This is a genomic window from Rhodococcus sp. ACS1 (genome assembly GCF_002300155.1).
Lineage (GTDB): Bacteria > Actinomycetota > Actinomycetes > Mycobacteriales > Mycobacteriaceae > Rhodococcus_F > Rhodococcus_F koreensis.
Genome location: NZ_NSDZ01000006.1, coordinates 395,658 through 421,655, shown reverse-complemented (window position 1 = coordinate 421,655; position 25,998 = coordinate 395,658). Strand labels below are relative to the sequence as shown.

27 protein-coding genes are annotated in these 25,998 nt (G+C 66.8%); 21 read left to right on the top strand and 6 right to left on the bottom strand.

Annotated elements, in window-relative coordinates; translation table 11 throughout:
* Positions 1-12 precede the first annotated feature (12 nt).
* The gene (locus tag CJ179_RS30440) at positions 13-327 is read left to right on the top strand and encodes a WhiB family transcriptional regulator (RefSeq protein ID WP_072951436.1); all 315 of its coding nucleotides are present in this window, start codon (positions 13-15) and stop codon (positions 325-327) included.
* Positions 328-529: 202 nt separating this feature from the next.
* On the opposite strand, the gene CJ179_RS30435 is transcribed toward CJ179_RS30440, so the two are convergent.
* The gene (locus tag CJ179_RS30435) at positions 530-796 is read right to left on the bottom strand and encodes a helix-turn-helix transcriptional regulator (protein ID WP_012687703.1); all 267 of its coding nucleotides are present in this window, start codon (positions 794-796) and stop codon (positions 530-532) included.
* A 99-nt stretch (positions 797-895) separates the two neighbouring features.
* Here CJ179_RS30435 and map point away from each other — a divergent pair, with 99 nt between their 5' ends.
* From map to CJ179_RS30360, 15 genes are all read left to right on the top strand, one after another.
* On the top strand, positions 896-1,666 hold the full coding sequence (gene map / locus CJ179_RS30430) for a type I methionyl aminopeptidase (protein WP_095863888.1): 771 nt from the start codon (positions 896-898) through the stop codon (positions 1,664-1,666).
* 410 nt (positions 1,667-2,076) lie between these two features.
* Positions 2,077-3,507, top strand: a complete 1,431-nt coding sequence (locus tag CJ179_RS30425; RefSeq protein ID WP_095863887.1) for an aldehyde dehydrogenase family protein — start codon at positions 2,077-2,079, stop codon at positions 3,505-3,507.
* A gap of 24 nt (positions 3,508-3,531) precedes the next feature.
* Complete coding sequence (iolD, locus tag CJ179_RS30420) at positions 3,532-5,508, top strand: 3D-(3,5/4)-trihydroxycyclohexane-1,2-dione acylhydrolase (decyclizing) (protein WP_257015851.1); 1,977 nt, start codon at positions 3,532-3,534, stop codon at positions 5,506-5,508.
* Positions 5,505-6,293 (top strand): HpcH/HpaI aldolase/citrate lyase family protein, encoded by a 789-nt coding sequence (locus tag CJ179_RS30415; RefSeq protein WP_095863885.1) that lies wholly within the window; start codon positions 5,505-5,507, stop codon positions 6,291-6,293. The genes iolD and CJ179_RS30415 overlap by 4 nt, the downstream gene beginning before the upstream one ends.
* An 11-nt stretch (positions 6,294-6,304) precedes the next feature.
* Positions 6,305-7,516 (top strand): Gfo/Idh/MocA family protein, encoded by a 1,212-nt coding sequence (locus CJ179_RS30410; protein ID WP_241031251.1) that lies wholly within the window; start codon positions 6,305-6,307, stop codon positions 7,514-7,516.
* A gap of 30 nt (positions 7,517-7,546) precedes the next feature.
* Positions 7,547-8,476, top strand: coding sequence for an NAD(P)-dependent oxidoreductase (locus CJ179_RS30405; protein WP_095863884.1), 930 nt, complete (start codon positions 7,547-7,549; stop codon positions 8,474-8,476).
* A complete protein-coding gene (locus CJ179_RS30400; RefSeq protein ID WP_095863883.1) occupies positions 8,473-9,465 on the top strand; it encodes a Gfo/Idh/MocA family protein in 993 nt (330 codons plus the stop codon). Before CJ179_RS30405 ends, CJ179_RS30400 begins: the two co-directional genes overlap by 4 nt.
* Before the next feature lie 130 nt (positions 9,466-9,595).
* The gene (locus CJ179_RS30395; RefSeq protein WP_257015850.1) at positions 9,596-10,435 is read left to right on the top strand and encodes a sugar phosphate isomerase/epimerase; all 840 of its coding nucleotides are present in this window, start codon (positions 9,596-9,598) and stop codon (positions 10,433-10,435) included.
* Between the two features lie 201 nt (positions 10,436-10,636).
* Positions 10,637-11,416, top strand: a complete 780-nt coding sequence (locus CJ179_RS30390) for an SDR family oxidoreductase (RefSeq protein WP_072951176.1) — start codon at positions 10,637-10,639, stop codon at positions 11,414-11,416.
* Positions 11,416-12,423, top strand: a complete 1,008-nt coding sequence (locus CJ179_RS30385; RefSeq protein ID WP_095863881.1) for a Gfo/Idh/MocA family oxidoreductase — start codon at positions 11,416-11,418, stop codon at positions 12,421-12,423. Before CJ179_RS30390 ends, CJ179_RS30385 begins: the two co-directional genes overlap by 1 nt.
* Positions 12,420-13,283 carry a sugar phosphate isomerase/epimerase gene (locus CJ179_RS30380; RefSeq protein ID WP_095863880.1) on the top strand — a complete coding sequence of 288 codons (864 nt, stop codon included), beginning with the start codon at positions 12,420-12,422 and terminating at the stop codon, positions 13,281-13,283. The genes CJ179_RS30385 and CJ179_RS30380 overlap by 4 nt, the downstream gene beginning before the upstream one ends.
* Positions 13,280-14,260, top strand: a complete 981-nt coding sequence (locus tag CJ179_RS30375; RefSeq protein WP_095863879.1) for a Gfo/Idh/MocA family protein — start codon at positions 13,280-13,282, stop codon at positions 14,258-14,260. The genes CJ179_RS30380 and CJ179_RS30375 overlap by 4 nt, the downstream gene beginning before the upstream one ends.
* Before the next feature lie 140 nt (positions 14,261-14,400).
* The gene (locus CJ179_RS30370; RefSeq protein WP_179377688.1) at positions 14,401-15,429 is read left to right on the top strand and encodes a substrate-binding domain-containing protein; all 1,029 of its coding nucleotides are present in this window, start codon (positions 14,401-14,403) and stop codon (positions 15,427-15,429) included.
* Positions 15,430-15,490: 61 nt separating this feature from the next.
* A complete protein-coding gene (locus CJ179_RS30365) occupies positions 15,491-16,549 on the top strand; it encodes an ABC transporter permease (RefSeq protein ID WP_072951783.1) in 1,059 nt (352 codons plus the stop codon).
* Between the two features lie 5 nt (positions 16,550-16,554).
* The gene (locus tag CJ179_RS30360; protein WP_095863878.1) at positions 16,555-17,370 is read left to right on the top strand and encodes an ATP-binding cassette domain-containing protein; all 816 of its coding nucleotides are present in this window, start codon (positions 16,555-16,557) and stop codon (positions 17,368-17,370) included.
* A gap of 87 nt (positions 17,371-17,457) precedes the next feature.
* Here CJ179_RS30360 and CJ179_RS30355 read toward each other — a convergent pair whose 3' ends face one another.
* Positions 17,458-18,492 (bottom strand): LacI family DNA-binding transcriptional regulator, encoded by a 1,035-nt coding sequence (locus CJ179_RS30355; RefSeq protein WP_095863877.1) that lies wholly within the window; start codon positions 18,490-18,492, stop codon positions 17,458-17,460.
* Positions 18,493-19,374: 882 nt separating this feature from the next.
* Here CJ179_RS30355 and CJ179_RS30345 point away from each other — a divergent pair.
* On the top strand, positions 19,375-20,739 hold the full coding sequence (locus tag CJ179_RS30345) for an HNH endonuclease signature motif containing protein (protein ID WP_095863876.1): 1,365 nt from the start codon (positions 19,375-19,377) through the stop codon (positions 20,737-20,739).
* A 119-nt stretch (positions 20,740-20,858) separates the two neighbouring features.
* On the opposite strand, the gene CJ179_RS30340 is transcribed toward CJ179_RS30345, so the two are convergent.
* Together CJ179_RS30340 and CJ179_RS52190 are read right to left on the bottom strand one after the other, a co-directional pair.
* Complete coding sequence (locus CJ179_RS30340) at positions 20,859-21,158, bottom strand: hypothetical protein (protein ID WP_072951124.1); 300 nt, start codon at positions 21,156-21,158, stop codon at positions 20,859-20,861.
* 269 nt (positions 21,159-21,427) lie between these two features.
* Positions 21,428-21,724, bottom strand: a complete 297-nt coding sequence (locus CJ179_RS52190) for a hypothetical protein (protein ID WP_206012489.1) — start codon at positions 21,722-21,724, stop codon at positions 21,428-21,430.
* Positions 21,725-22,081: 357 nt separating this feature from the next.
* On the opposite strand from CJ179_RS52190, the gene CJ179_RS30330 reads away from it, so the two are divergent.
* Positions 22,082-22,366 carry a DUF1905 domain-containing protein gene (locus CJ179_RS30330; protein ID WP_095863875.1) on the top strand — a complete coding sequence of 95 codons (285 nt, stop codon included), beginning with the start codon at positions 22,082-22,084 and terminating at the stop codon, positions 22,364-22,366.
* 194 nt (positions 22,367-22,560) lie between these two features.
* Here CJ179_RS30330 and CJ179_RS30325 read toward each other — a convergent pair whose 3' ends face one another.
* A complete protein-coding gene (locus CJ179_RS30325; RefSeq protein WP_095863874.1) occupies positions 22,561-23,091 on the bottom strand; it encodes a DUF1772 domain-containing protein in 531 nt (176 codons plus the stop codon).
* 392 nt (positions 23,092-23,483) lie between these two features.
* Here CJ179_RS30325 and CJ179_RS30320 point away from each other — a divergent pair, with 392 nt between their 5' ends.
* Positions 23,484-23,990: a cupin domain-containing protein gene (locus CJ179_RS30320; RefSeq protein ID WP_095863873.1), complete on the top strand. Its 507-nt coding sequence runs from the start codon at positions 23,484-23,486 to the stop codon at positions 23,988-23,990.
* Positions 23,991-24,164: 174 nt separating this feature from the next.
* Positions 24,165-24,782, top strand: coding sequence for a maleylpyruvate isomerase N-terminal domain-containing protein (locus CJ179_RS30315; protein WP_095864034.1), 618 nt, complete (start codon positions 24,165-24,167; stop codon positions 24,780-24,782).
* Positions 24,783-24,786: 4 nt separating this feature from the next.
* On the opposite strand, the gene CJ179_RS30310 is transcribed toward CJ179_RS30315, so the two are convergent.
* The gene (locus CJ179_RS30310) at positions 24,787-25,197 is read right to left on the bottom strand and encodes a hypothetical protein (RefSeq protein WP_206016310.1); all 411 of its coding nucleotides are present in this window, start codon (positions 25,195-25,197) and stop codon (positions 24,787-24,789) included.
* A 240-nt stretch (positions 25,198-25,437) separates the two neighbouring features.
* Between CJ179_RS30310 and CJ179_RS30305 the strand changes: the two genes are divergently transcribed.
* Complete coding sequence (locus tag CJ179_RS30305; protein WP_095863872.1) at positions 25,438-25,845, top strand: VOC family protein; 408 nt, start codon at positions 25,438-25,440, stop codon at positions 25,843-25,845.
* Positions 25,846-25,998: the final 153 nt, after the last annotated feature.

The window sequence follows — 25,998 nt, the reverse complement described above, 5'->3', positions numbered from 1 at the left end:
GACCCATCTGCTGTGCCTGATCATCCGCACCACCCCATCGACCGGAACTGGCAGCACCGCGCCTCCTGCCGCGGCACCGACACCGACATGTTCTTCTCCCCCGACGGTGAACGCCGTAGCGTCCGCGCCCGGCGCGAGCACGCCGCCAAACAACTCTGCCAGAGCTGCCCCGTACTCACCGACTGCCGCACCCACGCCCTCACCACCACCGAAACCTATGGCATCTGGGGTGGCCTCTCCGAAACCGAACGCGCCCGCCACACCCGACGCACCCGCCGCGCGACTTCCCGATCCCCGGGCGGCACACTGCGCCGTCTCACTCTCTAATGGGAGACGACCAGCGAGCCTTCGACAGGTAACGGACCCCGTGGGGAAGCTGATCACCGAGCCGCCGACCGGTGAGCACTATTCCATGTTCGCGGCAACGTCTACATCACCCCATAGGGGATGTTCAGCCAGGCGCAGCTGCAGTACTGCGTCGAAACCCTCGGCGTCGACCGCATCCTCTACTCCGGCGGCGCCTCGCTTACTACCCGGTCTGCTGAAGGTTCAGTTCGGGAAGGCAGATCTGGGCGAGGTCCTCCAGCGGGACCGCCAGCACAGCCGCGAGTGCGGCGACTGTCGTGAAGGCCGGAGTTGCCAGACGTCCAGTCTCGATCTTGCGCAGGGTCTCGGGTGAGATCGACGCGGCATGCGCCACTTCGGCGGGCTTGCGGTCGCCGCGCGCCTGCCGGAGGTAAGCGCCGAGTCGCTTGCCGGCGGCGCGCTGCTGCGGCGTCAAAGGGGATCGCACCATGCGACAAGGATACGCCACGCTCGGTATGAAAATACCGAGCCATCCACTAGCCTGGTATTTCTATACCGGGTTGTCTGCGAGAAAGTGGAGTGTGAGCGCGTGTTGGAACTGAAGACGTCACAGGAGATCGAGGCAATGCGCACCACCGGCGCGTTCATCGCCGAACTGCTCGACGACCTGCAATCGCGCGCCCTGGTCGGGGCGAATCTGCTCGACCTCGAACACCGCGCCCGGCACCTGATCGAGGAGCGCGGAGCGCTGTCCTGCTACTGGGACTATGCGCCGTCATTCGGCCGCGGTCCGTTCCACAACGTCATCTGCCTGTCCGTCAACGATGCGGTGCTCCACGGGCTACCGCACGACTACACCCTGCGCGACGGGGACCTGCTGAGCATGGACATCGCCGTATCGATCGACGGGTGGGTGGCCGACTCGGCGCGCAGCCTGATCGTCGGCACACCCCGAGTGGACGACCAGCGACTGATCGAGGCAACCGAGCGCGCCCTCGCCGCCGGTATCGACGCCGCACGTCCGGGCGGGCGCCTCGGCGACATTTCCGCGGCGATCGGTGCGGTAGCCGCCGACTACGGCTACCCGGTCAACACCGAATTCGGCGGGCACGGACTCGGTCGAACGATGCACGAGGACCCGCATGTGTCCAATCAGGGGCGGGCCGGGCGGGGCCTGGTGCTGCGACCCGGACTGACCCTCGCACTCGAGCCTTGGTTCGCCCGCGGAACCGACAAGATCGTCTACGACCCCGACGGGTGGACCATCCGATCGGCCGACGGCTCGCGGACCGCCCACAGCGAACACACGATTGCAATCACCGACGGTGATCCGCTCGTCCTGACACGCCGCTCGTCCTGAGCCCGGTCGGCGACCGACTCGAACTCCTGGTCGTCGGCACGTCCGGATGAGGTGAATTTGATGGGTTATCAATCTTGATTGAGGTGCCAGTCACAGCAAGACTGGCTGCATGAGCATCAGCAATTCCCCACCGAAGTGGCACAAGCGCTCGCGGGTCCGTAAGTCCGAAGAGACAAGCCCCGCCTACGCCTAGTTCACCGGCCGCTGCGGCCTCCGGTGACGGCGATACCACGCAGCCCGCCGCGCGAGCGCCGCGCCGGGCGTCCCGGTCCGAATCCTCTTTTCGATTCGGGTACAGACTTGTCCGAGCGCGGCGGGTATTCGACTCGGCACCAATCTTTTTCAAGTCATCCTCAGTCGCCCTGCCGTCCTCACGGTGGGCGGCGAACGAGTCCCGATATGGAGCCGACATGGACATGTTGCTCGCTGGTGAGTGGCGTGGCGCCACTGACCGCACCACCGACCTCATCCGATCACCGTTCGACGGCCGCATGATCGATTCGGTTCCGGTGGCCACCGCCGCCGATGCCGCCTTCGCCCTGGACCGGGCAGAGGCCGGTGCCCGAATCCAGCGAGCCACTCCCGCTCATGAGCGGGTGGCGACCTTGATGCGTGCGGCCGATCTGGCCGACGAACGGGCGGAGGACATCGCGCAGACCATCAGCGCCGAGACCGGGAAGCCGATCAGCGAGGCGCGCGGAGAGGCCGGCCGGTCCGGCAGCATCATCCGGTTGGCAGCGTTCGAGGGCAGCCAGCTCTACGGCTCGACGCTGCCGCTGGACGCCAACCCCGGAACCGGGCTCGAGAAGGTCGGGTTCACGCTGCGCCAGCCCTGCGGGATCGTCGTGGCGATCACACCGTTCAACTACCCGGCCCTGTTGGTGTTGCACAAGATCGCTCCCGCGCTGGCCGCCGGTAATGCAGTAGTACTCAAGCCTGCCCGCACCACCCCACTGACCGCGCTGAAACTCGCCGAGTGCTTCGTCGACGCCGGCCTCGCCCCCGAGTCCCTGTCAGTTCTGACCGGCCCGGGCTCCGCGCTCGGTGACGTCCTGGTCACCGACCCACGGGTACGCAAGGTGTCGTTCACCGGCTCGACCGGAATCGGCACCCGCATCAGTTCGCTTGCGGGAGTCAAGAAGCTGTCGCTGGAGTTGGGTGCCTCCTGCCCGGTGATCGTTCTCCCGGACGCCGACATCGAACTTGCCGCGTCCGCCGTCGCGGCCGGTGGCTACATCAACGCCGGTCAGGTCTGCATCAGCGTGCAGCGGGTCATCGTGGATCAGTCCGTCGAGGCGGACTTCCTCGACGCCCTGGTCCCGAAGGTCGAGAGCATCGTCGTCGGCGACCCCGCCAACACCGACACCAGGCTGGGCTCGCTGATTTCCGAAGCCGAAGCCACACGCGTACATTCGGCGATCGCCGAGGCCGCGCTGGCCGGTGCGAAGGTCCTCACCGGCGGTGACCGGGACGGCGCCGTCGTCACCCCGACCGTCGTCGCCGGCGTCGACCCCTCTTCCCCGTTCAGCCGCGACGAACTGTTCGGCCCCGCGGTCGCGGTCTCGTCCGCCGCCGACATCGAGTCGGCGATCGACCTCGCCAACGACAACGACTACGGCCTCGGCGCAGGACTGTTCACCTCGGACGTCTCGGCGACCACGCGGGCGATGCGGCAGATCGACGCCGGCAACATCCACATCAACTGGACCCCGCTCTGGCGCGCCGACCTCATGCCGTACGGCGGCCTGAAGGGCAGCGGCATCGGCAAGGAAGGCGTCCGCTCGGCGGTCGAGGAAATGACCGAGGAGAAGACCATCGTCCTCCACGGCCGCCCCTGGTAACCCGCCTCCCCCTCAGGCACTTTCGTGGCACTCACAGAAAACGACGACATGACATCACTGAGCACACACAAGACCGTGCGGCTGACCACGGCCCAGGCGGTAGTGAAGTATCTCGCGGCGCAGTACTCGGTTGCCGACGGCGACCGTCGCCGCCTCATCCCGGCCGCACTGGGCATCTTCGGGCACGGCAACGTCGCGGGCCTCGGACAGGCCCTCGACGAACTGTCCGACGAACTGCCGTTCATTCAGGGTCGGCACGAGCAGTACCTCGCTCACATCGCCACCGCGTACGCCAAGGCCAGCCGCCGCCGCGCCACCCTCGCGGTGACCGCGTCCATCGGACCGGGTGCGCTGAATCTGGTCACCGCCGCCGGTTTGGCCACCATCAACCGGCTCCCGTTGCTGCTGCTACCCGGTGACACCTACGCCACCCGGCACCAGGGACCGGTGCTCCAGCAACTCGAGCACGCCAGCGAATCCGACACCACCGTCAACGACACGTTCCGTCCGGTGGCGAAGTTCTTCGACCGCATCAACCGCCCGGAGCAACTGCTGACCGCGCTCCCGCAGGCGATGCGAGTACTGACCAGCCCCACCGACACCGGTGCCGTGGTGCTGTCGCTGCCGCAGGACATCCAGTCCCACGCGTTCGACTTCCCCGTCGAGTTCTTCGAACCGCGTGACTGGAAGATCCGCCGCCCGCTGCCCGACCCCGCGGAGGTCGACGACGTCGCCGCCCAGATTCGGGAGGCAGAGCGTCCGGTGATTATCGCCGGTGGCGGCGTGCACTATTCGGATGCCACCGCGGCACTCGAGGAACTCGCCGAGCAGGTCGGGATTCCGGTGGTCGAGTCGTTCGGCGGCAAGGGCGCGGTCAGTCGCGACGAGTGGTGGCAGGTCGGCGGCGTCGGCCTCGAGGGCAACTTCGCCTCGAACAAGCTGGTCAAGCAGGCCGACCTGGTGATCAGTGTCGGCACCCGGCTGACCGACTTCGTCACCGGCTCGCAGTCGATCTTCGAGAACGAGAACGTCCGCTTCGCATCACTGAACGTGGTCGACGCCGACACCCGCAAGCAGGGTGCCACCGGGATCCTGGCCGACGCCCGTCTCGGCCTCGTCGCGCTGACCGCCGCGCTTGCCGCACACACCACCAGCACCGCGTGGCAGGAGACGGTGCGGACGGCGAAGGCGGACTGGGCCCCGATCCGGGCCGCCGCCCTCGACCCGGACACCGCATTCGACCCCGCCGAGCACCCGGACGCGCCGGTCACCGGTGCGGTGCTCACCCAGCCGCAACTGATCGGGCTGCTGCAGGAGCATGCCCGCGGCGGCGACACCATCATCGCCGCCGCCGGCGGCCCGCCCGGCGACCTGCAGAAGGTCTGGGACGCCACCGGCGACCGGCGCGCGCATTTCGAATTCGGGTTCTCCTGCATGGGTTACGAGATCCCGGCCGCAATGGGCGTGCGCCTCGCCGAGGGCAACCACGGCCATCGGATCGTCACCTTCATCGGCGACGGCACCTACCTGATGGCCCCGACCGAACTGGTCACCGCTGCCCAGGAGGGCCTCGACGTCACCATCGTCGTCTCCGAGAATCACGGCTACCAGGTCATCCACCGCCTGCAGATGAACCGCAACGGAAGGGAATTCGGCAACGAGTTCCGCTACCGCACCGACGGCGACATCATCGCCGACAGCGGGGACAAGGCGCGCCTCGAAGGCGACTACCTGAAGGTCGACCTGCGGAAGATCGCCGAAGGACTCGGCGCCATCGCGATCCGCGCCACCACCACCGCCGAAGTTCGACAGGCGCTGAACGAGACCCGTGAGGTGTCCGGGCCGGTGGTCATCGTGGTTCCGACGGTGCCGCACGTGGACCTGCCCGGCGGGGACGTCTGGTGGGACGTGGCCCCCGCCGAAGTCTCGAACCAGGAATGGGTGCAGAGCCTGCGCGCCGATTACGACAACGCCGTGGGACGGCAGAGGTGGTTCGGATGAGCAACAACAGCCCTCTCGACGCCGGAACCCTGCGTCAGCGTCTGGCACAGGGTGAGACCACCGTCGGCACGTTCGTCGGCATGGCCTCCTCGACCGCGGCCGAGGTGTGTGCCGCGGCCGGTGCCGATTGGATCCTGCTCGACCTCGAACACGGTGCCGGATCGGAAGACGCGCTGCGGGATTCGATTCTCGCCGCCGGCGCCTACGGGGTTCCGACGGTGGTGCGGGTCGAATCCGGGGAACGTATCCGGATCGGGCGGGTCCTCGATCAGGGTGCCGCCGGTGTGATGGTGCCGCGCCTGGACAAGCCCGATCAGGTAGTCGACGCGATCACCCACCTGGCGTACCCGCCTCGCGGCGACCGCGGGGTCGCCACCTACAACCGCTCCTGCCGGTGGGGCATGGACCGCTCCGTCCTGCTCGCCGAGGAGCAGGCGACGCTCGGGGTGATCCAGATCGAAACCCTCGCCGCCCTCGACGCGGTCGACGAGATCGCCGCCCAGGACGGGGTCGACGTACTGTTCGTCGGCCCACTGGACCTGTCGTTCGCACTCGGGGTGCCGCTGCAGTTCGACAGCCCGGTCTTCACCGCGGCCCTCGGGCGGGTGCTCGAGGCCGCCCACCAGCACGGCAAGACCGCGGGCATCCTCGCCGCCAACGCCGCGCTGGCAGCCGGCTACGTCGAACTCGGCTTCCGATTCGTGGCCATCGGCTCCGATTCCACCCTGCTCGCCGCGGCGCTGTCCGAGGCGTTCGCTACCGCCCGCCCCGAACAAGACCAGTAAAGGAAGTCATCGTGAGCACAACCCGCACCGTCGGAGTCGGACTGATCAGCGTCGGCTGGATGGGACAACTGCACGCCCGCGCGTACCGCGACGTCCCGATCGTCTACCCCGAACTCGGGGTCACCCCGAAGCTGGTGATCGCCGCCGATACCGCCGCGAGCCGTGTCGACTTCGCCAAGAATGTCCTCGGTTTCGCCGAGGGCACCACCGACTATCGCGAGGTGCTCGCGCACCCGGACGTCGACGTCGTCTCCATCTGCGCACCGAATTTCCTGCACGCCGAGATCGGCATCGCCGCGGCGAAGGCGGGCAAGCACTTCTGGATCGAAAAGCCCGTGGGACGCAGCTACACCGAGACCGCGGCGATCGAGGCCGCGGCCACCGACGCCGGGGTGATCACCTCGATCGGGTACAACTACCGACACGCCCCCGCCGTCGAGCACGCCCGGAAGCTGATCACCGAGGGCAGCCTCGGCCGGATCACCAACGTGCGGGCCTCGTTCTTCTCCGGATACGCCAACGAACCCAACGGCGCCCTGTCCTGGCGATTCGACCGCGAACTCGCCGGCTCCGGTGTGCTGGCGGACCTGTTCAGCCACGCGAGCGACCTGTGCCAGTACGTGGTCGGGCCGATCGCCGAGATCAACGCGCTCACCAGCACCGTCTACACCGAACGCCCGAAGCTGGCGATGGGATCGGGCACCCATTTCGCGGTCATCGAGAACGGTGAGATGGGTCCGGTGGAGAACGAGGACTACGCCGCCGCGCTGGTGCGGTTCGGCTCCGAAGGCCCCGGGTCGGGTGCGGTGGGCACAATCGAGGCGTCCCGGGTGATCGTCGGACCCGAGTGTGGCTACCAGATCGAGGTCTACGGCACCGAGGGCTCGCTGAAGTGGGACTTCGAGCGGATGAACGAGCTGAAGGTGTGCCTGGGCCGCACCAACGCCGAACAGGGCTACCTCACCGTCAACGCCAGCCCGAAGCACGGCGACTACTCCCGCTTCCAGCCCGGCCCGGGCAACGCCCTCGGCTTCGACGACCTCAAGACGATCGAGGCCAAGAAGTTCCTGCTCGCCGTCACCGGTGGGCCGCAGGAGAACTCGAACGTGCACGACGCCGCGTCGGCGGCGGCGATCGTCACCGCCGCCGAGACCTCCGCCGCCACCGGGCAGTGGCAGAAGCTCGACGTCGTCGCGGGCACCACCGCCTCCCGCACCGCCTGACCACCGCTTTCGACACCTGCAAGGACGCTGATGTCAACAACGATCTCCACGCAACTGTTCGTCGGCCTGGGCCCGCTCGACCGGGAGCTCGTCGACCCGTATCTGGCCGCCCATCACCAACTGGTTCTCGACCCCACCGAGGAACAACTGGCGGTCGCCGAGGCGGCGATCGTGCGGGCGGCGTTCACCGTCGACGCAGCGATGCTCGACCGGATGCCGTCGCTGAAGGTCCTCGCCCGCACGGGAGTCGGCACCGACCTCGTCGACGTCGCCGAGGCGCGGCGGCGCGGGATCCCGGTGGTCATCACCCCGGGCACCAACACCGTCTCGGTCGCCGAGGGTGTCCTCGCGCACCTGCTCTCGTTGGTCAAGCGCCTGCCGACGCTGACCGGCGTGGTGCGGCGCGGCCGCTGGGCCGAACGCGGAAACGTGACCGTCGGGGACCTCGAGGGAGCAACGTTGGGCATCGTCGGGTTCGGGCGGATCGGCCGCAAGGTTGCCCAGATCGCCGAAGCGTTCGACCTGACCGTGCGGGCCTACGATCCGTTCGCCGAGATCCCCGAGGCGTACCGGTGTGCCGATGTCGACGAGGTGCTCACCGCGAGTGACTTCGTCACCCTGCACACGCCGCTGACCGCGGAGAACCATCACCTGATCAACGAGACGAGGCTGGCAGTCATGCGGCCGGGATCGATCCTGGTCAACTGCAGCCGCGGCGCGCTGATCGACCTCGACGCTGCGCACGCGGCGTTGCAGTCCGGGCACCTCGCGGGACTCGGCCTCGACGTCTTCGATCGCGAACCGCCCGAACACCACCCGGTGTTCGACCACGCCAACACAACTCTCAGCCCGCACCTGATGGGGTTCACGGACCGGGCGATGGCCCTGACGATCCGTGCCGCGGTCGAGGGCGCCATCGCGGTTCTCGACGGCCGCGACCCGGCCGCGGTGGCGTCATGACCGTCCGGGTGGGTGTGATCGGCGTCGGGGTGATGGGCGCCGATCACGTCCGGACACTGCACGCGGTGGTCTCCGGGGCAACGGTCACCGTGATCACCGACTTCGACGCCTCCCGCGCCGCCACGATCGCGGAAGAGGTCGGCGCCCGCACCGTCGCGACCGCGGCAGAGCTGATCGCCGCCTCGGACGTCGACGCGGTGATCATCGCGTCCCACGACTCCGCCCACGCCGAGCAGGTGAGTCTGTGCCTCGATCACCGCAAGCCGGTGCTGTGCGAGAAGCCGCTGGCCCCGAGTGTCGACGAATGCGCCAGCCTGGTCACCCGGGAAGAGCACCTGGCACTGGCGAATCCGCTGATCTCCGTGGGTTTCATGCGCCGATTCCATGCGCCGTACCAGGAATTGGCAACGGCGATCCGGTCCGGATCCGTCGGCACCCCGTTGCTGATCCGAGCATCCCACCGCAACGTGACCGCATATCCGGGTGGAAATTCGACCGACACCGTCACCAACTCCGCAATTCACGAAATCGACATCACCCGTTGGCTTCTCCGGTCCGAGATCGTCGAGGTCAGCTGGCACGCACCGAAGTCCACCTCCATGGACACCTCCCGGCGCGACCCGCAGATTCTGATGCTGCGTACCGCCGACGATGTGCTGACCGTGGTCGATGTGTTCGTCAACGCACGATACGGTTACGACGTGCGCTGCGAGGTGGTCGGCGAAACCGGAGCAGTGAGCCTGGCGCCGAGTCACGCCCTGACGGTCGACGCGTCGCTGCGTTCGACGGCCACGTACCCGGAGGACTGGCGGCCGCTGTTCGCCGACAGCTACCGGCGGCAGTTGCAGGCATGGGTCGACGCCCTCACCGAGGGGACCCGCAGCCCATTGGCGTCCGCCCGCGACGGTCTGCGCGCCATCGAGGTGGCGGAAGCGCTGATCGTATCGATGAACAATGTGGGCGCCGTCACCCCGGTGAAGAATTCATGACCGTCGCTCTACGACTTCCTCGCCATCCGCGTTCTACGATCGAGACGACCACCGAAGGGTACGACGAGGCATGACCCACTCACCACGTCCGGAACTATTGGCCGCATGCTGGACTTCAGCCGGTGACGTGATGCCTGCACGAGGTTCGGAGCGCAGTCCGGTCCCAATCCGGGACCGGATCGAAGCGGTCGCCCGAACCGGCTACACCGGATTCGGATTGACCCGCCCCGACCTGGTCGCCGCGCGCGAGACGATCGGCCTGGGCGCCGTCGCGAAGATGCTCGCCGACAACGGCATCACCCATGTCCAACTCGAGTGGATCACGAACTGGTGGACCACCGGGGAGGCCCGCGCAGCGTCGGACGATGTCCGCCGGGACCTGTTCGAGGCCGCCCCCGTCCTCGGAGTCGACAACATCAAGGTCGGCGCGGACGACGACGGTATCGCCGTCTCCTTCGACCTGCTCTGCGAGCAGTTCGACGCGCTCGCTACGGACGGCGCCGCCGCGGGTGTGAAGATCGCGTTCGAGAACACCCCGTTCTCGCACCACGTCAAGACCACCGAACAGGCTGCGCGGTTCGTCCAGGACGTCGGCAACCCCAACGGCGGGCTCATCCTGGACATCTGGCACGCCTTCCGGGGTGGGACGGACTACGACACGTTGACGGAGATCATTCCGTCGCGCTTCGTGTTCGGCGTCGAACTCGACGACGGTTGGACTGCCGTGCGGGGAACCGATCTCGAGGACACCTTCGACAACCGGGTTCCCTGTGGCGAGGGCCAATTCGCCGTCCCGAAGTTCATCGATGCGGTCCGCCGCGTCGGCTTCGACGGACCGTGGGGTATCGAGCACATGTCGCAGGAGTTCCGGAAACTGCCCGTCGCCGAGGCACTCTCCCGGGCACGCGACGGCGCCCTGCGGTGCTTCGAGGTCGCCGACCTGGCGGCCGCGAATGGGGACGACAGCTGATCTCATCGGCTCTCCCATCGCCATCCGGTCTGCGGCGGTGAGGTGAAAATGATGGGAATACCGTATTGATTGAGGCGTGCGTCACAGCAAGACTGGCAAGGGCACACAGACAGTGGATTGTGCAGTCGCTGCTCGGACTGGCCGTGTGCATCACCGACCCACCGGCACAGACGCCGATGGGGACAGAACGAAAGGAATCCAGTGGCCACCCTGTTGAACGGGAAAGTCGTTCTGATTAGCGGCGGGACGCAAGGTGTCGGCGCAGGCGTCGTGCGAGCCGCGGCCCGCGAAGGCGCCCGAGTGGTCTTCACCGGCCGCCGGGCCGAGGCCGGCAAGACCCTGGCCGCCGAACTCGACTCCGAGGGCGCGCAGGTCCGGTTCGTGCAAGCGGACCTCGTCGACCCGGCCGAGGCGACGAACTCGGTGACCCGGACCATCGAGGAATTCGGCCGCATCGACGCACTGTGCAACGCGGCCGGCCTGACCACCCGCGGCACCCTCGTCGACACCACGCCGGAGTTGTTCGACCAGCACATGGCCGTCAATCTGCGGGCCCCGTTCTTCACCATGCAGGCCGCCGTCGCGGACATGGTGGCGCGGAAGGCGCCGGGAACGATCGTCAACATCATCTCCATCGCGCAGCACGGCGGGCAGTCCTACCTGGCTCCGTACGTGGCGGCGAAGGCCGGGCTGGCGGGGCTGACCCGCAACGCCGCCTACGCGCACCGCTTCGACCGGATCCGGATCAACGGTCTCAACATCGGCTGGACCGAGACCGAGGGCGAGACCGCGACCCAGCAACGCTTCCACGGCGCCGACGACAACTGGGCCGCCGAGGCCGCGGCGAAGGTGCCGATGGGCAAGCTCGGGCAGGTCGACGAGATCGCCGACATGGTGGTGTTCCTGCTCTCGGATCGCAGTGGCGTCGTCACCGGCTCGGTCATCGACTGGGACCAGACCGTCATCGGAGGGCAGGACTGATGGGATCGACACTCGGCGTGATCGGCCTCGGCCGGATCGGCGCATTCCACACCGACACCCTCGCCCAATTGCCGGGGGTGGACGGCCTCGTCGTCACCGACGAGCGTCCGGACGTCACCGCAACCGTGGCCGCCAAGTTCGGGGCGCGCGCGGTCGAGGACGCAGCTGCGGTCTTCGCCTCGGGCGTGGACGGGGTCGTGATCGCGGCCGCCACCCCGGCGCATGCGCCGCTGATCCTGGCCGCCGTCGATGCCGGGATTCCGGTGTTCTGCGAGAAGCCGGTCGCGTTCACCGCCGACGAGAGCTACCAGGTCGTCGAGCGGCTGAAGACGTCGACGGTGCCGGTGCAGATCGGGTACAACCGCCGGTTCGATCCCGCGTTCGTCGCCGCCCGCAACGCCGTCGTGCGAGGGGAACTCGGCTGGCTGCACACGGTGCGCTCGACGACCCTCGACCCGGCGCCGCCGCCGGCGGAGTACGTGGCCGCCTCCGGCGGCATCTTCCGCGACTGCAGCGTCCACGACTTCGACATCGTCCGCTGGGTCGTCGGGCAGGAGGTGACCGAGGTCTATGCTGCCGGATCCAATCAGGGCGATTCCATCTTCGCCGACTGCGGCGACGTCGATACCGCCACCACCACCCTGACGTTCGAGAACGGCACCCTCGGCGTGGTGTCGAACACCCGCTACAACCCCCGCGGCTACGACTGCCGCCTCGAGGTCCACGGCTCCCAGGACAGCGTCGTCGCCGGCTGGGACGCAAGCGCCCCCGTCCGCAATCTCGAACCCGGCGTCACGTTCCCGGACGGCCCACCGCACCGGTTCTTCATGGACCGCTTCACCGCCGCCTACCGCGCCGAACTCGGCGCGTTCCTCGAGGTAATCGCCGGCACCGCACCGTCGCCGTGCACCGCCGCCGACGCCCTCGAGGTGGCGTGGATCGCCGAGGCGGCCACGCTGTCCCTCTCCCACCACCGACCCGTCCAGATGAGTGAGGTTCGACGATGATTCGTATTGCAGGAGCACCTATTTCCTGGGGTGTCTGTGAAGTTCCCGACTGGGGACACCAGCTCGGCGCCGAACGGGTGCTGTCGGATATGCGCGACGCCGGTCTCGAGGCCGCGGAAATCGGACCCGAGGGCTTCCTGCCGTCCGACCCCCGGCAACTGGCCGACACTCTCGCCTCCTATGACCTGAAGGCGGTCGGCGGGTTCACGCCGGTGCTGCTGCACGACCCCGATCACGACCCGGTCCCGGACATCACCGGCACCCTCGCCGCGTTTACGGCGGCCGGTGCCGAGGTCCTGGTGCTGGCCGCAATCACCGGCACCGACGGTTACGATTCACGCCCCGACCTCGACGACGCCGGCTGGAAGACGCTGCTGGGCAACCTCGACCGGCTGCACCGCGTCGCATCGGACCAGGGCATCCGCGCCGTCCTGCATCCGCACGTCGGAACGATGGTCGAGAGGAACCTCGAGGTACAGCGGGTGCTCGACGGCTCCTCGATCCCCCTGTGCCTCGACACCGGCCACTTGCTGATCGGTGGCACCGACCCGCTCGAGCTGGCCCGGGCCGCCGCAGATCGGATCACCCACACCCACCTCAAGGACGTCGACGCCGAATTCGCCGCCCGCGTGCAGGCCGGTGAGCTCAGCTACACCGACGCCGTCGCGCAGGGCATGTACACCCCGCTCGGCACCGGCGACGTCGACATCGAAGGTGTGGTCCGGCACCTCGTGGACTCCGGCTTCGACGGCTGGTTCACCCTCGAACAGGACACCATCCTCGCCGGCGAACCCGAGGGCGAGGGCCCGGTGGCGGACGTGAAGACCAGCGCCGCGTTCCTGCGAAGCCTGTCGCTGTGACATCCCTGCGGATCGGGGTGCTCGGCGCCTCGCGGATCGCGGAATCGGCGATCGTGAGGCCGGCCCAGATCCTGGGTCACCGGCTGGTCGCGGTCGCCGCCCGCGACCGCGACCGGGCCGAGGCGTTCGCGCAGACCTACGGTGTCGAACGGGTCGTCGACTCGTACACGGATCTGATCGCCGACCCCGAGGTCGACGTGGTCTACAACCCGCTCGCCAACGCCTTCCACGCCGAGTGGAACCTGAAGGCGATCGAAGCCGGCAAGGCGGTGCTGACCGAGAAGCCGTTCGCGCGCAACGCAGTCGAAGCCGAACTGGTGCGGCGCGCGGCGCGGGAACGGGGAGTGCCGATCATGGAAGGGTTTCACTACCTGTTCCACCCGATCATTCAGCGGATGTTCGGCCTGCTCGAGGACGGCACCCTCGGGACGCTGCAGCGGGTCGAGGTGGTCATGCGGATGCCCGAACCCAAGCCGGACGATCCGCGGTGGAGCCTCGACCTCGCCGGCGGGACGGTCATGGATCTCGGCTGCTACAGCCTGCACGTGCACCGGCAGCTCGGCCGGTTCGCCGGCGGCGAACCCACCGTCGTCGCGGCACGAGCGATCGAACGCGACCCCGGGGTCGACGAATCCTGCGACATCGACCTGGTGTTCCCCAGCGGCGCAACGGGTTCCAGCATCAACTCGATGACCTGGGACCGGTTCGAGATGACCCTGCGCTTGGTCGGGGACCGGGGCGAGGCCTTCGCCCACGATTACCCGCTGCAGTCCGGCGATGACCGCATCACCGTCATTACCGACAGCGGTGCCGTCGTCGAACGCCTCGGAACCCGCTCGACGTACACCTACCAGCTCGACACCTTCGCTCGACACCTTGCCGACGGGACCGCGTTCCCGATCGACGCCGACGACGCGGTCACCACCATGGAGCTCATCGACTCCACGTACCGCGCCGCAGGCCTGCCCCTGCGGTAGGTCACCTTCTCCCCACCGGGCCTCGAGAACCGACTTCCCGCGTCCGGTCCGGTGGGGTTCTCCACCCACACTCTCCCTGTCTCCCCTCCCTCGCTGCTTTTCCATGCCTGCATGGTTGCGGCTTCCGAAAGGCCAACCACATGGATACACACGACGGCCGGCCCGTCCCGTTCACAGGCAAGCGCACACGCCGGGTGACCACCCTGGCATTGGGCATCGCCACAGCCGTGTTACTCGCAGGATGCTCGAGCACCGGCGGCAAACCCGAGGCAACGGGTAGTGGCATGGCCTCGGGCACCGCGGACACCCCCCGCGCGACCATTGCGATGATCACGCACGAGGTTCCTGGTGACACCTTCTGGGACCTCATCCGCAAGGGCGCGGAAACCGCGGCGGCCAAGGACAATATCGAACTGCGGTATTCCTCGGATCCCGAGGCACCGAACCAGGCCAACCTCGTCCAGAGCGCCATCGACAGCCGAGTCGACGGCATCGCCGTCACCCTCGCCAAGCCGGACGCGATGTCGCCCGCCGTGCGCGCCGCCACAGACGCGGACATCCCCCTCGTCGTCTTCAACGGGGGAATGGACCAGTACAAGGCCCAGGGCGTGGCCCAGTACTTCGGTCAGGACGAGAAGCTCGCCGGCATCTCGGCCGGGCAGCGCCTGACCGCCGACGGCGCCAAGAAGGCGCTGTGCATCATCCAGGAGCAAGGCCAGATCGCACTCGAGACCCGGTGCGCGGGTGTGATCGAAGGATTCAAGGGACAAACCGAGATCCTCAACGTCAACAGCAAGGACCTGCCCTCGGTCGAGGCGACGATCACCGCGAAACTGCAGCAGGATCCCTCCATCGATCACGTCGTCGCGCTCGGCGCACCGATCGCCCTGACCGCCATCCAGTCCAAGGCCAACGCCGGCAGCGGCGCGACGATCGTCACCTTCGACACCAACGCCGCCCTCGTCGACGCCATCAAGGCCGGGGACGTCAAATGGGCCATCGACCAGCAGCCGTTCCTGCAGGGCTACCTCGCGGTGGACTCGCTGTGGCTGTACCTGAACAACCGCAACACCATCGGAGGTGGAATGCCGACACTGACCGGCCCCTCCTTCATCGACCAGTCCAACATCGACTCGATCGCCGAGTACGCCAAGGCCGGAACCCGCTGAGCACGGTGCCCGGCACAGCATCGCGACTGCCGGGCACCGTCGGCGTAACGGAAGGAAAGTCATGTCCACACAGCAAGATCTGGACCTTGCCAGTCACAAGGTCGTCCACGACGAACGGGTGAAGGAACAAAAACGCCTGCAACGGCTGCTGGTCCGCCCCGAGATCGGGTCCCTGTTCGGTGCGATCGCGATCTTCGTCTTCTTCATGGTCGTCGCACCCCCGTTCCGCAGTCCCGAGGCGCTGGCCACGGTGCTCTACGCCTCCTCCACGATCGGGATCATGGCGTGCGCGGTGGCGCTGTTGATGATCGGCGGGGAGTTCGACCTCTCCGCCGGCGTCGCGGTCACCACCAGCTCGCTGGCGGCGTCGATGATCGCCTACAACCTGCACCTGAACCTGTGGGCCGGCGCCGCCCTCGCCCTGGTGGTCTCGCTCGCGGTCGGGTTCTTCAACGGCTACCTGGTGATGAAGACGAAGATCCCCAGCTTCCTGATCACCCTGAGCTCGTTTCTGATGCTCACCGGCATCAACCTGGCCGTCACCAAACTCGTCACCGGGCAGGTCGCCACCCCCAGCGTCTCGGACATGGCCGGGTTCGACTCGGCGAAGAAGGTGTTCGCGTCCTCGTTCGTCGTCGGCGGGGTGTCGGTGCGGATCACCGTGCTGTGGTGGCTGCTGTTCACCGCGATCGCCACCTGGGTGCTGTTCAAGACCCGGATCGGGAACTGGATCTTCGCCGTCGGCGGCAACCAGGACTCCGCCCGCGCCATCGGCGTCCCGGTCACCAGGGTCAAGATCGGGTTGTTCATGACCGTCGGGTTCGCCGCCTGGTTCGTCGGCATGCACCTGCTGTTCTCGTTCAACACCGTCCAGTCCGGGCAGGGCATCGGCAACGAGTTCCTCTACATCATCGCCGCGGTGATCGGTGGCTGCCTGCTCACCGGCGGGTACGGCACCGCGATCGGCGCCGCGATCGGCGCGTTCATCTTCGGTATGACGAACCAGGGCATCGTCTACGCCGGCTGGAACCCGGACTGGTTCAAGTTCTTCCTCGGCGCGATGCTGCTGTTCGCGGTCATCGCCAACAATGCCTTCCGCAACTACGCCGCCAAGAGGTGACCCGTATGAGTACCATCGAACAGATGCCCGTCGATACCGAACCCGGTGGTGGCGACAAGATCCCGCTGATCGAACTGAAACACGTCGGCAAGCAGTACGGCAACATCATCGCCCTGCAGGACATCAACCTGCGCGTGAAGGCCGGGGAGGTCACCGGTGTGCTCGGCGACAACGGGGCCGGCAAGTCCACCCTGATCAAGATCATGGCCGGGCTGCACCAGCAGAGCGAGGGTGAGCTGCTCGTCGACGGTGAAGCCCTCACGTTCGGCTCCCCGAAGGAGGCCCTGTCCAAGGGCATCGCCACCGTGTACCAGGACCTGGCGGTGGTATCGCTGATGCCGGTGTGGCGCAACTTCTTCCTCGGCCAGGAACTGCGGAAGGGACCGCTCAAGACCCTCGACGCGAACGGTATGCGCGCCACCACGATGTCCGAGTTGTCGAAGATGGGCATCGAGCTGCCCGACGTCGACGCCCCCATCGGCTCGCTCTCCGGCGGTCAGCGCCAGTGCGTGGCGATCGCCCGGGCGATCTTCTTCGGCGCCCGCGTCCTGATCCTCGACGAGCCCACCGCCGCCCTCGGTGTCAAACAGTCCGGGATGGTGCTGCGCTACATCTCCGCCGCCAAGGAACAGGGCTTCGGGGTCGTGTTCATCACCCACAACCCGCACCACGCCTACATGGTCGGTGACCACTTCGTGCTCCTCAACCGCGGCCGGCAGAAACTGGACTGCACCTACGACGAGATCAGCCTCGAAGAACTCACCCAGCAGATGGCCGGCGGCGACGAACTCGAAGCACTCACCCACGAACTCCGGCGCTAGGACACCCCGTCCCCGGTCCGCATCGACACTGCACCGCCCCGAATTGCCGGGGCGGTGCAGTCGTCCGCGGATACTCCTGAATCACCGTCAGGGCATATTGTAAGGAGTGATGATCCGGATCGGCGACATCACCGTGGTCACGCCCGACAGCCCGCCACGTCCCTGAATCAGCATGCGGCAGGCCAGGTTCGCGTCCGACCGCAGGTCGTGATCGAGGACGGCCGAGATCTTCTTGTCGCGGAGCAACTGCTTGTTGTCCCGATCGAGGTCGTGGGCGATGAAAACGCGGTAGCGGCGGCCGAGCTTCTCGAAGGCGCGCACGGTCGCCATATTGCCGCCACCGATCGAGTAGACCGCCTCGATGTCCGGGTTGCGTTCGAGTGCGTCGAGGACGAGACGCTCAACCGTCGTGTCGAGGCCCTCACTCTCGGAGATGTCGATCAGTGTGCGCTGAGAGCCGCTCCCCCCGACACCGCCCGAGCGGCGCAGCGCGCCGCGGAATCCCATCTCGCGCTCCTCTTCGCCGCGAAACGCGTTGCTACTCAGGGTGACGAGGACACTGGACGCGCTGTCGCACAGCCATTGCTCGAGCAGGTAGGCGGCTGTCTCCCCCGCCGCCCGGTTCTCGATTCCGACATAGCCGACCCGACTGCTGTTCGGCACGTCGGTGGCGTAGGTGACGACGGGGATCCCCGCCTCGGTGAGCCGGTCTATGGCGTCGGAGACCTCGGTGGTGTCGGGCGCCTTGACGATGACACCTTGTGAGGGGCGTGTGACGAGCTTGTCGAGTGTCTCGACCATGGCAGGCACCGAGCCGGTCTCCCGGAAGTGAAACCGGGTCCGGACCACGGCAGGGGCGAGGGACGGCAGTTCCGCCTCCACCGCCTCGCGGAACGCCCCGGAGAATCGGGGCGGCGCCTGCATGACGACGTCGAAGAGGTACTTTCGCCCTGCCAACCGCAGCTGGGAACGCTGTTTGTCCAGGTCAGCGATCGCTTGCGCGACTTCTGCGCGGGTTCCCTCACGCACCCCCGGGCGGTTGTGAAGCACGCGGTCGACGGTCGCCTCACTGAGGCCCGCCTGCTGGGCGATCTCCCGAACCTTGTAACGACTGTGCGCCACAACTTCTCCCTCGAGGTGAAAATGATGGACGATGCCAACTGATTGAGGCACGTACCCCAGCAAGATTAGCAGGAATACACGAAAGATGCTCCCAATGAACAACTCCCGCACCACCACACGGGGAGTCGCCGCCCGCGGGAGCGTGGTCGGACGATAGGTCGTCCGGGAGCGCCGCTTTACGAGCACTCCCGAAAGGCACACCATGCACTTCGCTTCCGAACACCGCCTCGACGACGTCCTTGAACGCGAATTCACTCTGTGTGAAATCTCCGGCATCCTGTGGACGCCGAGACCCGCATCCGCGCGGGCACCGCTGATGCTGGTCGGTCACCCCGGCGGACCGCAATGACGTATCCCCAACTGGTGGCCCGAGCCCGGCACGCCACGGCGGAGGGCTTAGCCGTGGTCAAACCGCGCATCAACAGGCTCTGGACCCGTTCGACGCCCTCGGTCCAGGGAGAAGACGCTGCACGCCAATACGGACGGGCACACCGGCGTCCCCGGTTGCCCTTCGCCCGGTACCTGAAGCAGGGCAGGACGCCGCTCACCGGAGACCGGCACCCTCCCGTTTTCGACGGTCGTACGTATTCGTACTCGCAGCCGCCCCCGGGCCGACGGTATTCGTCCGGCCTCCCGGGGTCCCGAGCCGTCAATGCAACGTCCGTGGTTCCTCGTATCGGTGAGTGGCACCCGGTCGCGCAGGGACTGCCTCTTCGCTTGCTGAACGTAGACCGGGAAGCGGAGATGGAAGTGTCCAATTGTCTGGACACTCCGTTGCGCGTCCCTGTAGCGCACGGGGTGCGCCGTGCTGAACATGCATCGGCACAGACGAATTGAGGGAATTCTCTTGACTCGAACTGGCGTTCGATCTAGTCTTGATTCATGGGGGACGGGGAGAGAACTCAGGGGGCGTTGCCGGACGGTGATCCGGCCGACGTCGACACGCTGCGGTTGACCGAGGCGCAGTTGCTCGAGACGGTGCTGGCGGTGTCCGCGGAGATCACCCGCCTCGAGGCGAATCGGGTGAGACTGATGGACGCAGTGGATTCGCGCTGCCGAGTCGTCGTGCTGGGCCATCCCAACGCGAAGGCGTGGCTGGCGGCGCACACGATGCTCGAACCGGGGGCGGCGGGACGGATCGTGAACCTGGCACGGGGGCTGCGGGCGCAGCCTACGGTCGCCGGAAAGTTCTACGGCTGCAAGATCTCCGCGGATCATGCGGGGCTGATTCTGCGGTTCTGCGAACGACCGCCGAAAGGAATGCCGCTGAGCGCGCTGGGTCCTGTACTGGACGCGTTGCTGACTGCAGCGGACGGACCACAGGCCCGCACCGACCTGATCCGAGAAGGTATCGCGAAGGTGGAGCGAATCTTCGAAAGCGACGAGCACCCCGCGAGCGAAGACCTCGACCGCAACGAACTGCACGCATCGAAAACCCTGAACGGACGGGTATCGGTCAAAGGCGATCTGGATGCGGTGACCGGCGAGATGCTGCTGACCGCGTTGTCGAAGCTGGCCGCACCCCGGCCGGCCACGGACGGGGCCAGAGACGAACGCACCCCGGGACGGCGCCGGGCCGACGCGTTCACCGAACTGCTGCGCCGCTATCTCGCAGCAGGATTGAACGGCACCGAATCCGGCGAACGCCCCCACATCAGCGTGCAGGTGCGGGCGGGAGACCTCGCCGACGCCCGCGGCACCGACCGCAGCGACTCGGGCGCGCAGGCTTCAGGCACCGGCCCAGCCGACCCAGCCTTTGGCGACCGGCCTACCTCTGCGGAGGACTGGGCTGCGGTGTTAGCTGAAACGGGGGTGGCGTGGGCGGCCTGGATGGGACCGCTGACGATCACCGCCGCCCGGCATCTGTCGTGTGATGCGCAGGTGAGCACGGTGATCCTCGACGATCACGGTGCACCCCTGGACGTCGGGCTGACCAGCAGGACGGCCACCAGAAAGCAGCGACGAGCGTTGGCCGTGCGCGACGGTGGATGCGCATTCCCCGGGTGCGGAGCGCCGGCATCGTGGTGCGAGGCGCACCATGCGGTCCACTGGGTCAACGGTGGCCTCACCGACATGGACAACCTCGTCCTGCTCTGTGGTTTCCACCACCGGCTCATCCACCACGACGGGTGGGGGGTGCAGATCGGCGACGACCGGCACCCGTGGTTCATTCCACCACCCGGCGTCGACCCCTTCCGGAAACCACTGCCCTCGCACAACCGGCGGGCCGGCCCGGCTGCGGCCTGACAGACTCAGCGCCGCAACACAACTCCATCCCACCACAGACGCCCCGCATCCGAGCCCCCCCCCACTCGGATGCGGGGCACCCGCCGTGACAAAACACCGCAGCATCAGACCCCGCCGTGTCAGAACTCGATGACGGCCTTGCCGCGCACCTGCAGGTCGAACTCCGTGTACGCGGTTTCGGCGTCCTCGATCTTCCAGCGATCGGTGAACAGCGCGTCGACGTCGATGCCGTGCTGCGCGACGAAGCGCGCGCATTCGCCCATCCCGACGTTGGAGAACGTGTAGGAGCCGATGATCGAGATCTGCTTGATCACGATGTCGGGCGACACGTCGAGTTCGATGTTTCCGCCGAGGCCGACCAGGGCGAGGGCGGCGGCGAACTGGATCGCGGATTGGCCGATGGATCCGAGACCGAACACGGCAACCGTGTCCCGCCCGGTGACGTCCGCCCGCCGGAGTGCGCCGAAGGCAGTGCCTGTGCCGCAAGCGATTGCAAGGAGGGGCCGGTACTACTTGTCGGTTGACGCATACACCAGTTCGAGGATCCCGGACGGGAAGGCCGTGCTTTTCACCAAACGCAGGGTCACGGGCTTATTCAACTCTGGGAACAGCGGCGCCCCCTTGCTCGTGGCAGCGGGCAACACTCACAGCCGGTACTCGTCCACCACCCCGAGCTTGATCAGGGAGTTCACGAACTCGGTGCCGCCGGCGGCGACGAGGTCCTTGCCGGGTTCGGCCTCGAGCTTGGCGATCTCCTCGGCCGCGTCACCGCTGACGATCCGGGTCCCAGTCGTACGGCTGATTTCAAGGTACGAGAGAACATGACCTTGGGGATCTCGTTCATGGCCCCGGCGGACGGGTGATCGGAGGTGGGCCAGTAGCCGGCAATGATCTCGTAGGTGTTGCGGCCTATGAGGAAAACCCCGGCATCCCACAGCCGACTGACGAAGTATTCCTCCTGCTCGGGGTCGTCGATGCTCATCATGACGTCTCGAATTCCGTTGTCCTCGTCAGCGCTCTTGCCATCGAGCGAACGTAAACCTCCAAGAGTGATTCCAGCCCTCCGAAGCTGGTCCAATACATCGACCAGCCAGGATGTTACTGCGGGTGGAAACGGGGACCAGAAGTTCCAGCTGTCTGCAGCCAGATGAATGAAGCTGTTTCATATCATTCACCTCCTACGGCACGCTGTGAGCGTAGACGGGCAGGACTTCTCGAGCGGCTACTCGCAGTGATTGTTTATTCGGCAGTAGCCTTGTGCGCACTATGCGCCACTGGCGGGATGGACGCTTCTGGGTTGATCGATGAACGACCATCGTATGGGCCGCGAAGGAGAAAGAGCATGGCAGATCCCCGACCCCTGGACATCACCTTCACCGCCCGGCTGAGCAAGGTCCGTCCCGGGGACACGTGGACGTGCGTGCAGCTACCCGACTCAGCACGGATATTCGGTACCCGTGGTCTGGTCAAGGTCGCTGGGACCATCGACGCGCACCCGTTCACCGGAGCGTTCATGGCACTGGGAGATGGCACCCACAAGCTGCCCGTAGCTGCTGCCATCCGCAAGGCGATCGGCAAGAACGACGGTGACGACGTCGAGGTACACCTCACCGAGCGACTGAACTGAACTGAACTCACCAACGGGAAGACGTCCGGTACGGGATCCACTTTCGGGATGGGCCTGCCCACCGTGAGCCTTTCGCCGGGGATCCTCGAGCGACAAGACGATCGCCGAACACGCACAGCGTGGGCTCCCAGCGCTACCCGAAGGCACCTTCGGTCACGGCTTCTCGCCGGAAGATGTAGTTGCTGTCCCCAGCATCACCTCGATGTGGTGGCGTTCTCACGTCGGCTGGCAGTGAGTGCAATGCAGGAGAGGACGGCCGAGGCAAGGCCCAGTCCCGTGCGTATCCAGTTCCAGCGATACCAGGAGGTCAGTTCGGCGTGCACGGCCCGGGGTGGGAAGGCGGGGTCGAGCATGGCCAGGTTCGCACCCAGGAAGTAGATCGGGAGAAGTACGAAGGTCCCGACCATGCACGTCGTCGCCAGAGCCCACGCAAGGCGGCCTGGTCGGCGATTCGTGACGGTCGAGTACGTCGTCATGCTCAGCAGCAGGACCGAGGCGACCTCGAACGGGAAGACCGTCGCTCCGGTGGCGGGCCCGGAGCTCGCGAATTCCGACAGGAATGCGGCCGGATCCATTTCCCGCCAGTGCGGAACAATCACGGTCTGTGTGAGCAGGGCGCCCCCGGCGAAGGCCGAGGTAACGGCAACCGAGGCGGTCGCGATGATGCGGCCTGTGGGCCCGGTCGCGGGTCCGCGAGGAGGCAGGGCACTCGCGGGCTGAGCCATTGAGCCACTCCGGATCTCTCACTCGTTCGGTTCCGGTCGGCGGCGTTTGCGTTGGCCACAATTCCGCACAACTCCATAGTCGCCACCTTGACGCTCTTCGTCGACAAGCAAGGGTCTGTCTGTGGCCGGTGATGGATCCGCTTTGGCGGCGGGCCATCTGCCCATCGTGCGTTGGGCGAGCGACCTCGCGCGACGGTAAAGGTCCCTCAAATCAGTCTCGGTCTTGACGCCATGGCACCGTCGGACTTCTTCGTCACTCGCGAATCGATCGTGGAGCCACGATCATCAATCGGCTATGCCCCGAGACCGTTGACAATTTCTGCGCCGTCGGCGGAAAGTTGATCAGAGAACTTGTGACCCGATTTGTCAACGTCGGTGAGTAGGCGAGAAGCGTGAGCGTAACCGATCCCCCACCGCTGGTCGTCGTGCCGCCAGGAACCGGACAGACCGGTGACCTGGGCCCGATTGGGGTCGAATTCAAACTCTGGGGCCGTGACACCGGTGGGGTGCTGTCTGTCGTCGAGCACCCGTTCCCAGTCGGTGCGCTGGTGCCGCCGCATCTACATACGCGGGAGGACGAATTCTCGATAGTTACTCAGGGTGTAATCGGGTTCCGCTCCGGCGACCGGGAGGCCGTTCTCGAATCCGGCGGATACATCACAAAACCACGCGGCGAAATGCACGCCATGTGGAACGCCGGCGGCGCCCCGGCGCGCATGATCGAGATCATCAGTCCGGCCGGCTTCGAACATTGCTTCCTGGAAATTTCTGAACTGATCGCCGCCGGCGCGCCGGATGTCACCCAGATCGCCGAAATTGCCGAGCGTTACGGACTGCAATTCGGCGAACCCGACTGGTTGCCCGACGTAATCGCCCGATACGGCTTGACACCGACGTGAGCCCCGCCATGTGCGGTGTCGTTCACTGGTCGCGGCTGAGACCGAGCTAGAGGTACCGGCCACAGGACCGATCCGCGCGCGCCTCATGACGGCCCGATTCCCGCTGTCGACGCCGGCAGACTGGGATGGCGCCGAGTGCGGGCGGTGAACACTGGCGGCTGCAATACTGAGCTGATGGACGGTCCAGCTGCTCGAGCCTTCGACAGTGCCGCCCGACGGTTCCTCGAAGTCAGCGCGTCCGCGACAGGTCACTATGACTCCCCCGGTCTTGGTGAGTGGTCCGTGCGCGACCTGCTGGGGCACACCAGCAGGTCGCTGACGACGGTGGAGACCTACCTCGACGTCGCCGGCGACGACTCCGGCCCGGTAGACCTGGTTGATGCCGTTGCGTACTACCTGGCCATCGCCGGTGCCCTGGCTGACACCGCAGTAGTGGCACAGCGGGGACGCGCCGCCGGCGCCGCCCTCGGAGAGGACCCGATGGCTACGCTGAGCGCTCTGGTTGCCCGGGTACCCGAGCAGGTCCGGGCCACGCCGGCCACCGCCCTGGTGCGCACACCCTTCGGGACGATGACCTTGCAGGGCTACCTCCCGACCCGAACCCTCGAGCTGACAGTGCACACATGCGACTTGGCAGCCGCCCTCGGCGTCAGCGCCGATGTCCCCCACGATGCGGTAGCCGAGACGTTCGCCGTGATCGGTGGCCTGGCCGCAGCACAGGGAACAGCACCCGCTGCGCTGCTGGCCTTGACCGGCCGCCTTCCCCTGCCAGCCGGTTACTCGGTGCTCTGACGCGTCACCGCGTTCTCGTCAGCCCGAGTCGACTGTGCCGACAGGAAGATGGCGAACCCACATCGACTCCCTTCTCCGACACCGACACCGATCCCGAGTGGCCGAGCTGACTCGACGGCTGAATGTAGGTGTCGAAACCCAGGGTGAGGGTGTCCCCGCGCGGTGGATCGACGGTCATGTAAGTCCGCGAGGCATCGCTGGTTTCCGCAGACGGCTCCGGTGTCCATCCCTGCGTCTCGAATATGTCGACGTAGTCGGATTCGACGACGATCACCACCGGCTCCGAGGAGCTGCCTGGTTTCCGGACCGTGAGGTCCCGCGGCACGTCCAGTCCTGCGCGCGCGACCTTCGGGTACGTGAGGGTGAGGGCGTACGCGCCCCCGAAGCATGGGGGCGGTGCCGCTATCGTTGGCATTGTTCCTGAACAATACTGGTGCTCAGCATCTTTCGAGGCGGCCCTCCGGCCCGAACAAGGGGGAATTCAGGCCGGAAGACCTGGCTGGCGCGCCGCCATCGCTTGCTGCGCGCGCAGCGTCCACACGGAGTACCCGCGACTGTCCGGTTCATGCCCCGGCGATCACCCTGATTCGCGCAGCAGAATATGCGACGGTTGACCCATGAGATCTCCAGCGCCGAATGTAGAGCGGAGGACATCATGTTGCTCGATGGGGTCAACCATATTGCCTGGATATCCAAGGACGCCGCCCGCCTCGGCAGGTTCTATGCCGACGTATTCGACGCCGACGTCGGACCGACGCGGCCGCACGGCCGCGACGGAGGAGAAACGATGACCGTCATCCGGATCGGCCCGCATACCGAGTTGAACATCTTCGTGATCGACGGCAACACCGAAGCCGAGCGTCAGACACCGATGTGGGGGCGGGGTCGCATCGACCACGTCGGTCTGCAGGCGGCCTCACCGGAAGCCTTCGAGGTGATCCGGCAGCGGCTGATCGACGCGGCCGCCAGCGATGGAGCCATCAACGACTTCGGTACTGCACGGAGCGTCTTCTTCCGGGACCCCGACGGCCTCGAAGGGGAAGTGCTGATAGCCACGCCATGATGAATACCGACCACTCGGCGCTCTCGTTTGAGGCGCCGTCACGTTGATGGCGTTCACCACCGCGTCCGCGGGCCGATCCACAGTGCGGGCATGTGCGTTTGGGTTCTTCAGTTGCGGGCACGCTGTGTAGAGGGCATTCGGACGACGGTCCGA

What these genes read in the sequence shown, in the direction of transcription:
- CJ179_RS30365 (WP_072951783.1), top strand. Translation starts at nt 15,491, where the DNA reads ATGTCCACACAGCAAGATCTGGACCTTGCCAGTCACAAGGTCGTCCAC.
- CJ179_RS30405 (WP_095863884.1), top strand. Translation starts at nt 7,547, where the DNA reads ATGTCAACAACGATCTCCACGCAACTGTTCGTCGGCCTGGGCCCGCTC.
- CJ179_RS30360 (WP_095863878.1), top strand. Translation starts at nt 16,555, where the DNA reads ATGAGTACCATCGAACAGATGCCCGTCGATACCGAACCCGGTGGTGGC.
- CJ179_RS30400 (WP_095863883.1), top strand. Translation starts at nt 8,473, where the DNA reads ATGACCGTCCGGGTGGGTGTGATCGGCGTCGGGGTGATGGGCGCCGAT.
- CJ179_RS52190 (WP_206012489.1), bottom strand. Translation starts at nt 21,724, where the DNA reads ATGATGAGCATCGACGACCCCGAGCAGGAGGAATACTTCGTCAGTCGG.
- CJ179_RS30370 (WP_179377688.1), top strand. Translation starts at nt 14,401, where the DNA reads ATGGATACACACGACGGCCGGCCCGTCCCGTTCACAGGCAAGCGCACA.
- CJ179_RS30315 (WP_095864034.1), top strand. Translation starts at nt 24,165, where the DNA reads ATGGACGGTCCAGCTGCTCGAGCCTTCGACAGTGCCGCCCGACGGTTC.
- CJ179_RS30345 (WP_095863876.1), top strand. Translation starts at nt 19,375, where the DNA reads ATGGGGGACGGGGAGAGAACTCAGGGGGCGTTGCCGGACGGTGATCCG.
- CJ179_RS30330 (WP_095863875.1), top strand. Translation starts at nt 22,082, where the DNA reads ATGGCAGATCCCCGACCCCTGGACATCACCTTCACCGCCCGGCTGAGC.
- CJ179_RS30325 (WP_095863874.1), bottom strand. Translation starts at nt 23,091, where the DNA reads ATGGCTCAGCCCGCGAGTGCCCTGCCTCCTCGCGGACCCGCGACCGGG.
- CJ179_RS30395 (WP_257015850.1), top strand. Translation starts at nt 9,596, where the DNA reads ATGCCTGCACGAGGTTCGGAGCGCAGTCCGGTCCCAATCCGGGACCGG.
- CJ179_RS30305 (WP_095863872.1), top strand. Translation starts at nt 25,438, where the DNA reads ATGTTGCTCGATGGGGTCAACCATATTGCCTGGATATCCAAGGACGCC.
- CJ179_RS30425 (WP_095863887.1), top strand. Translation starts at nt 2,077, where the DNA reads ATGGACATGTTGCTCGCTGGTGAGTGGCGTGGCGCCACTGACCGCACC.
- CJ179_RS30380 (WP_095863880.1), top strand. Translation starts at nt 12,420, where the DNA reads ATGATTCGTATTGCAGGAGCACCTATTTCCTGGGGTGTCTGTGAAGTT.
- CJ179_RS30415 (WP_095863885.1), top strand. Translation starts at nt 5,505, where the DNA reads ATGAGCAACAACAGCCCTCTCGACGCCGGAACCCTGCGTCAGCGTCTG.
- CJ179_RS30385 (WP_095863881.1), top strand. Translation starts at nt 11,416, where the DNA reads ATGGGATCGACACTCGGCGTGATCGGCCTCGGCCGGATCGGCGCATTC.
- CJ179_RS30435 (WP_012687703.1), bottom strand. Translation starts at nt 796, where the DNA reads ATGGTGCGATCCCCTTTGACGCCGCAGCAGCGCGCCGCCGGCAAGCGA.
- CJ179_RS30310 (WP_206016310.1), bottom strand. Translation starts at nt 25,197, where the DNA reads ATGCCAACGATAGCGGCACCGCCCCCATGCTTCGGGGGCGCGTACGCC.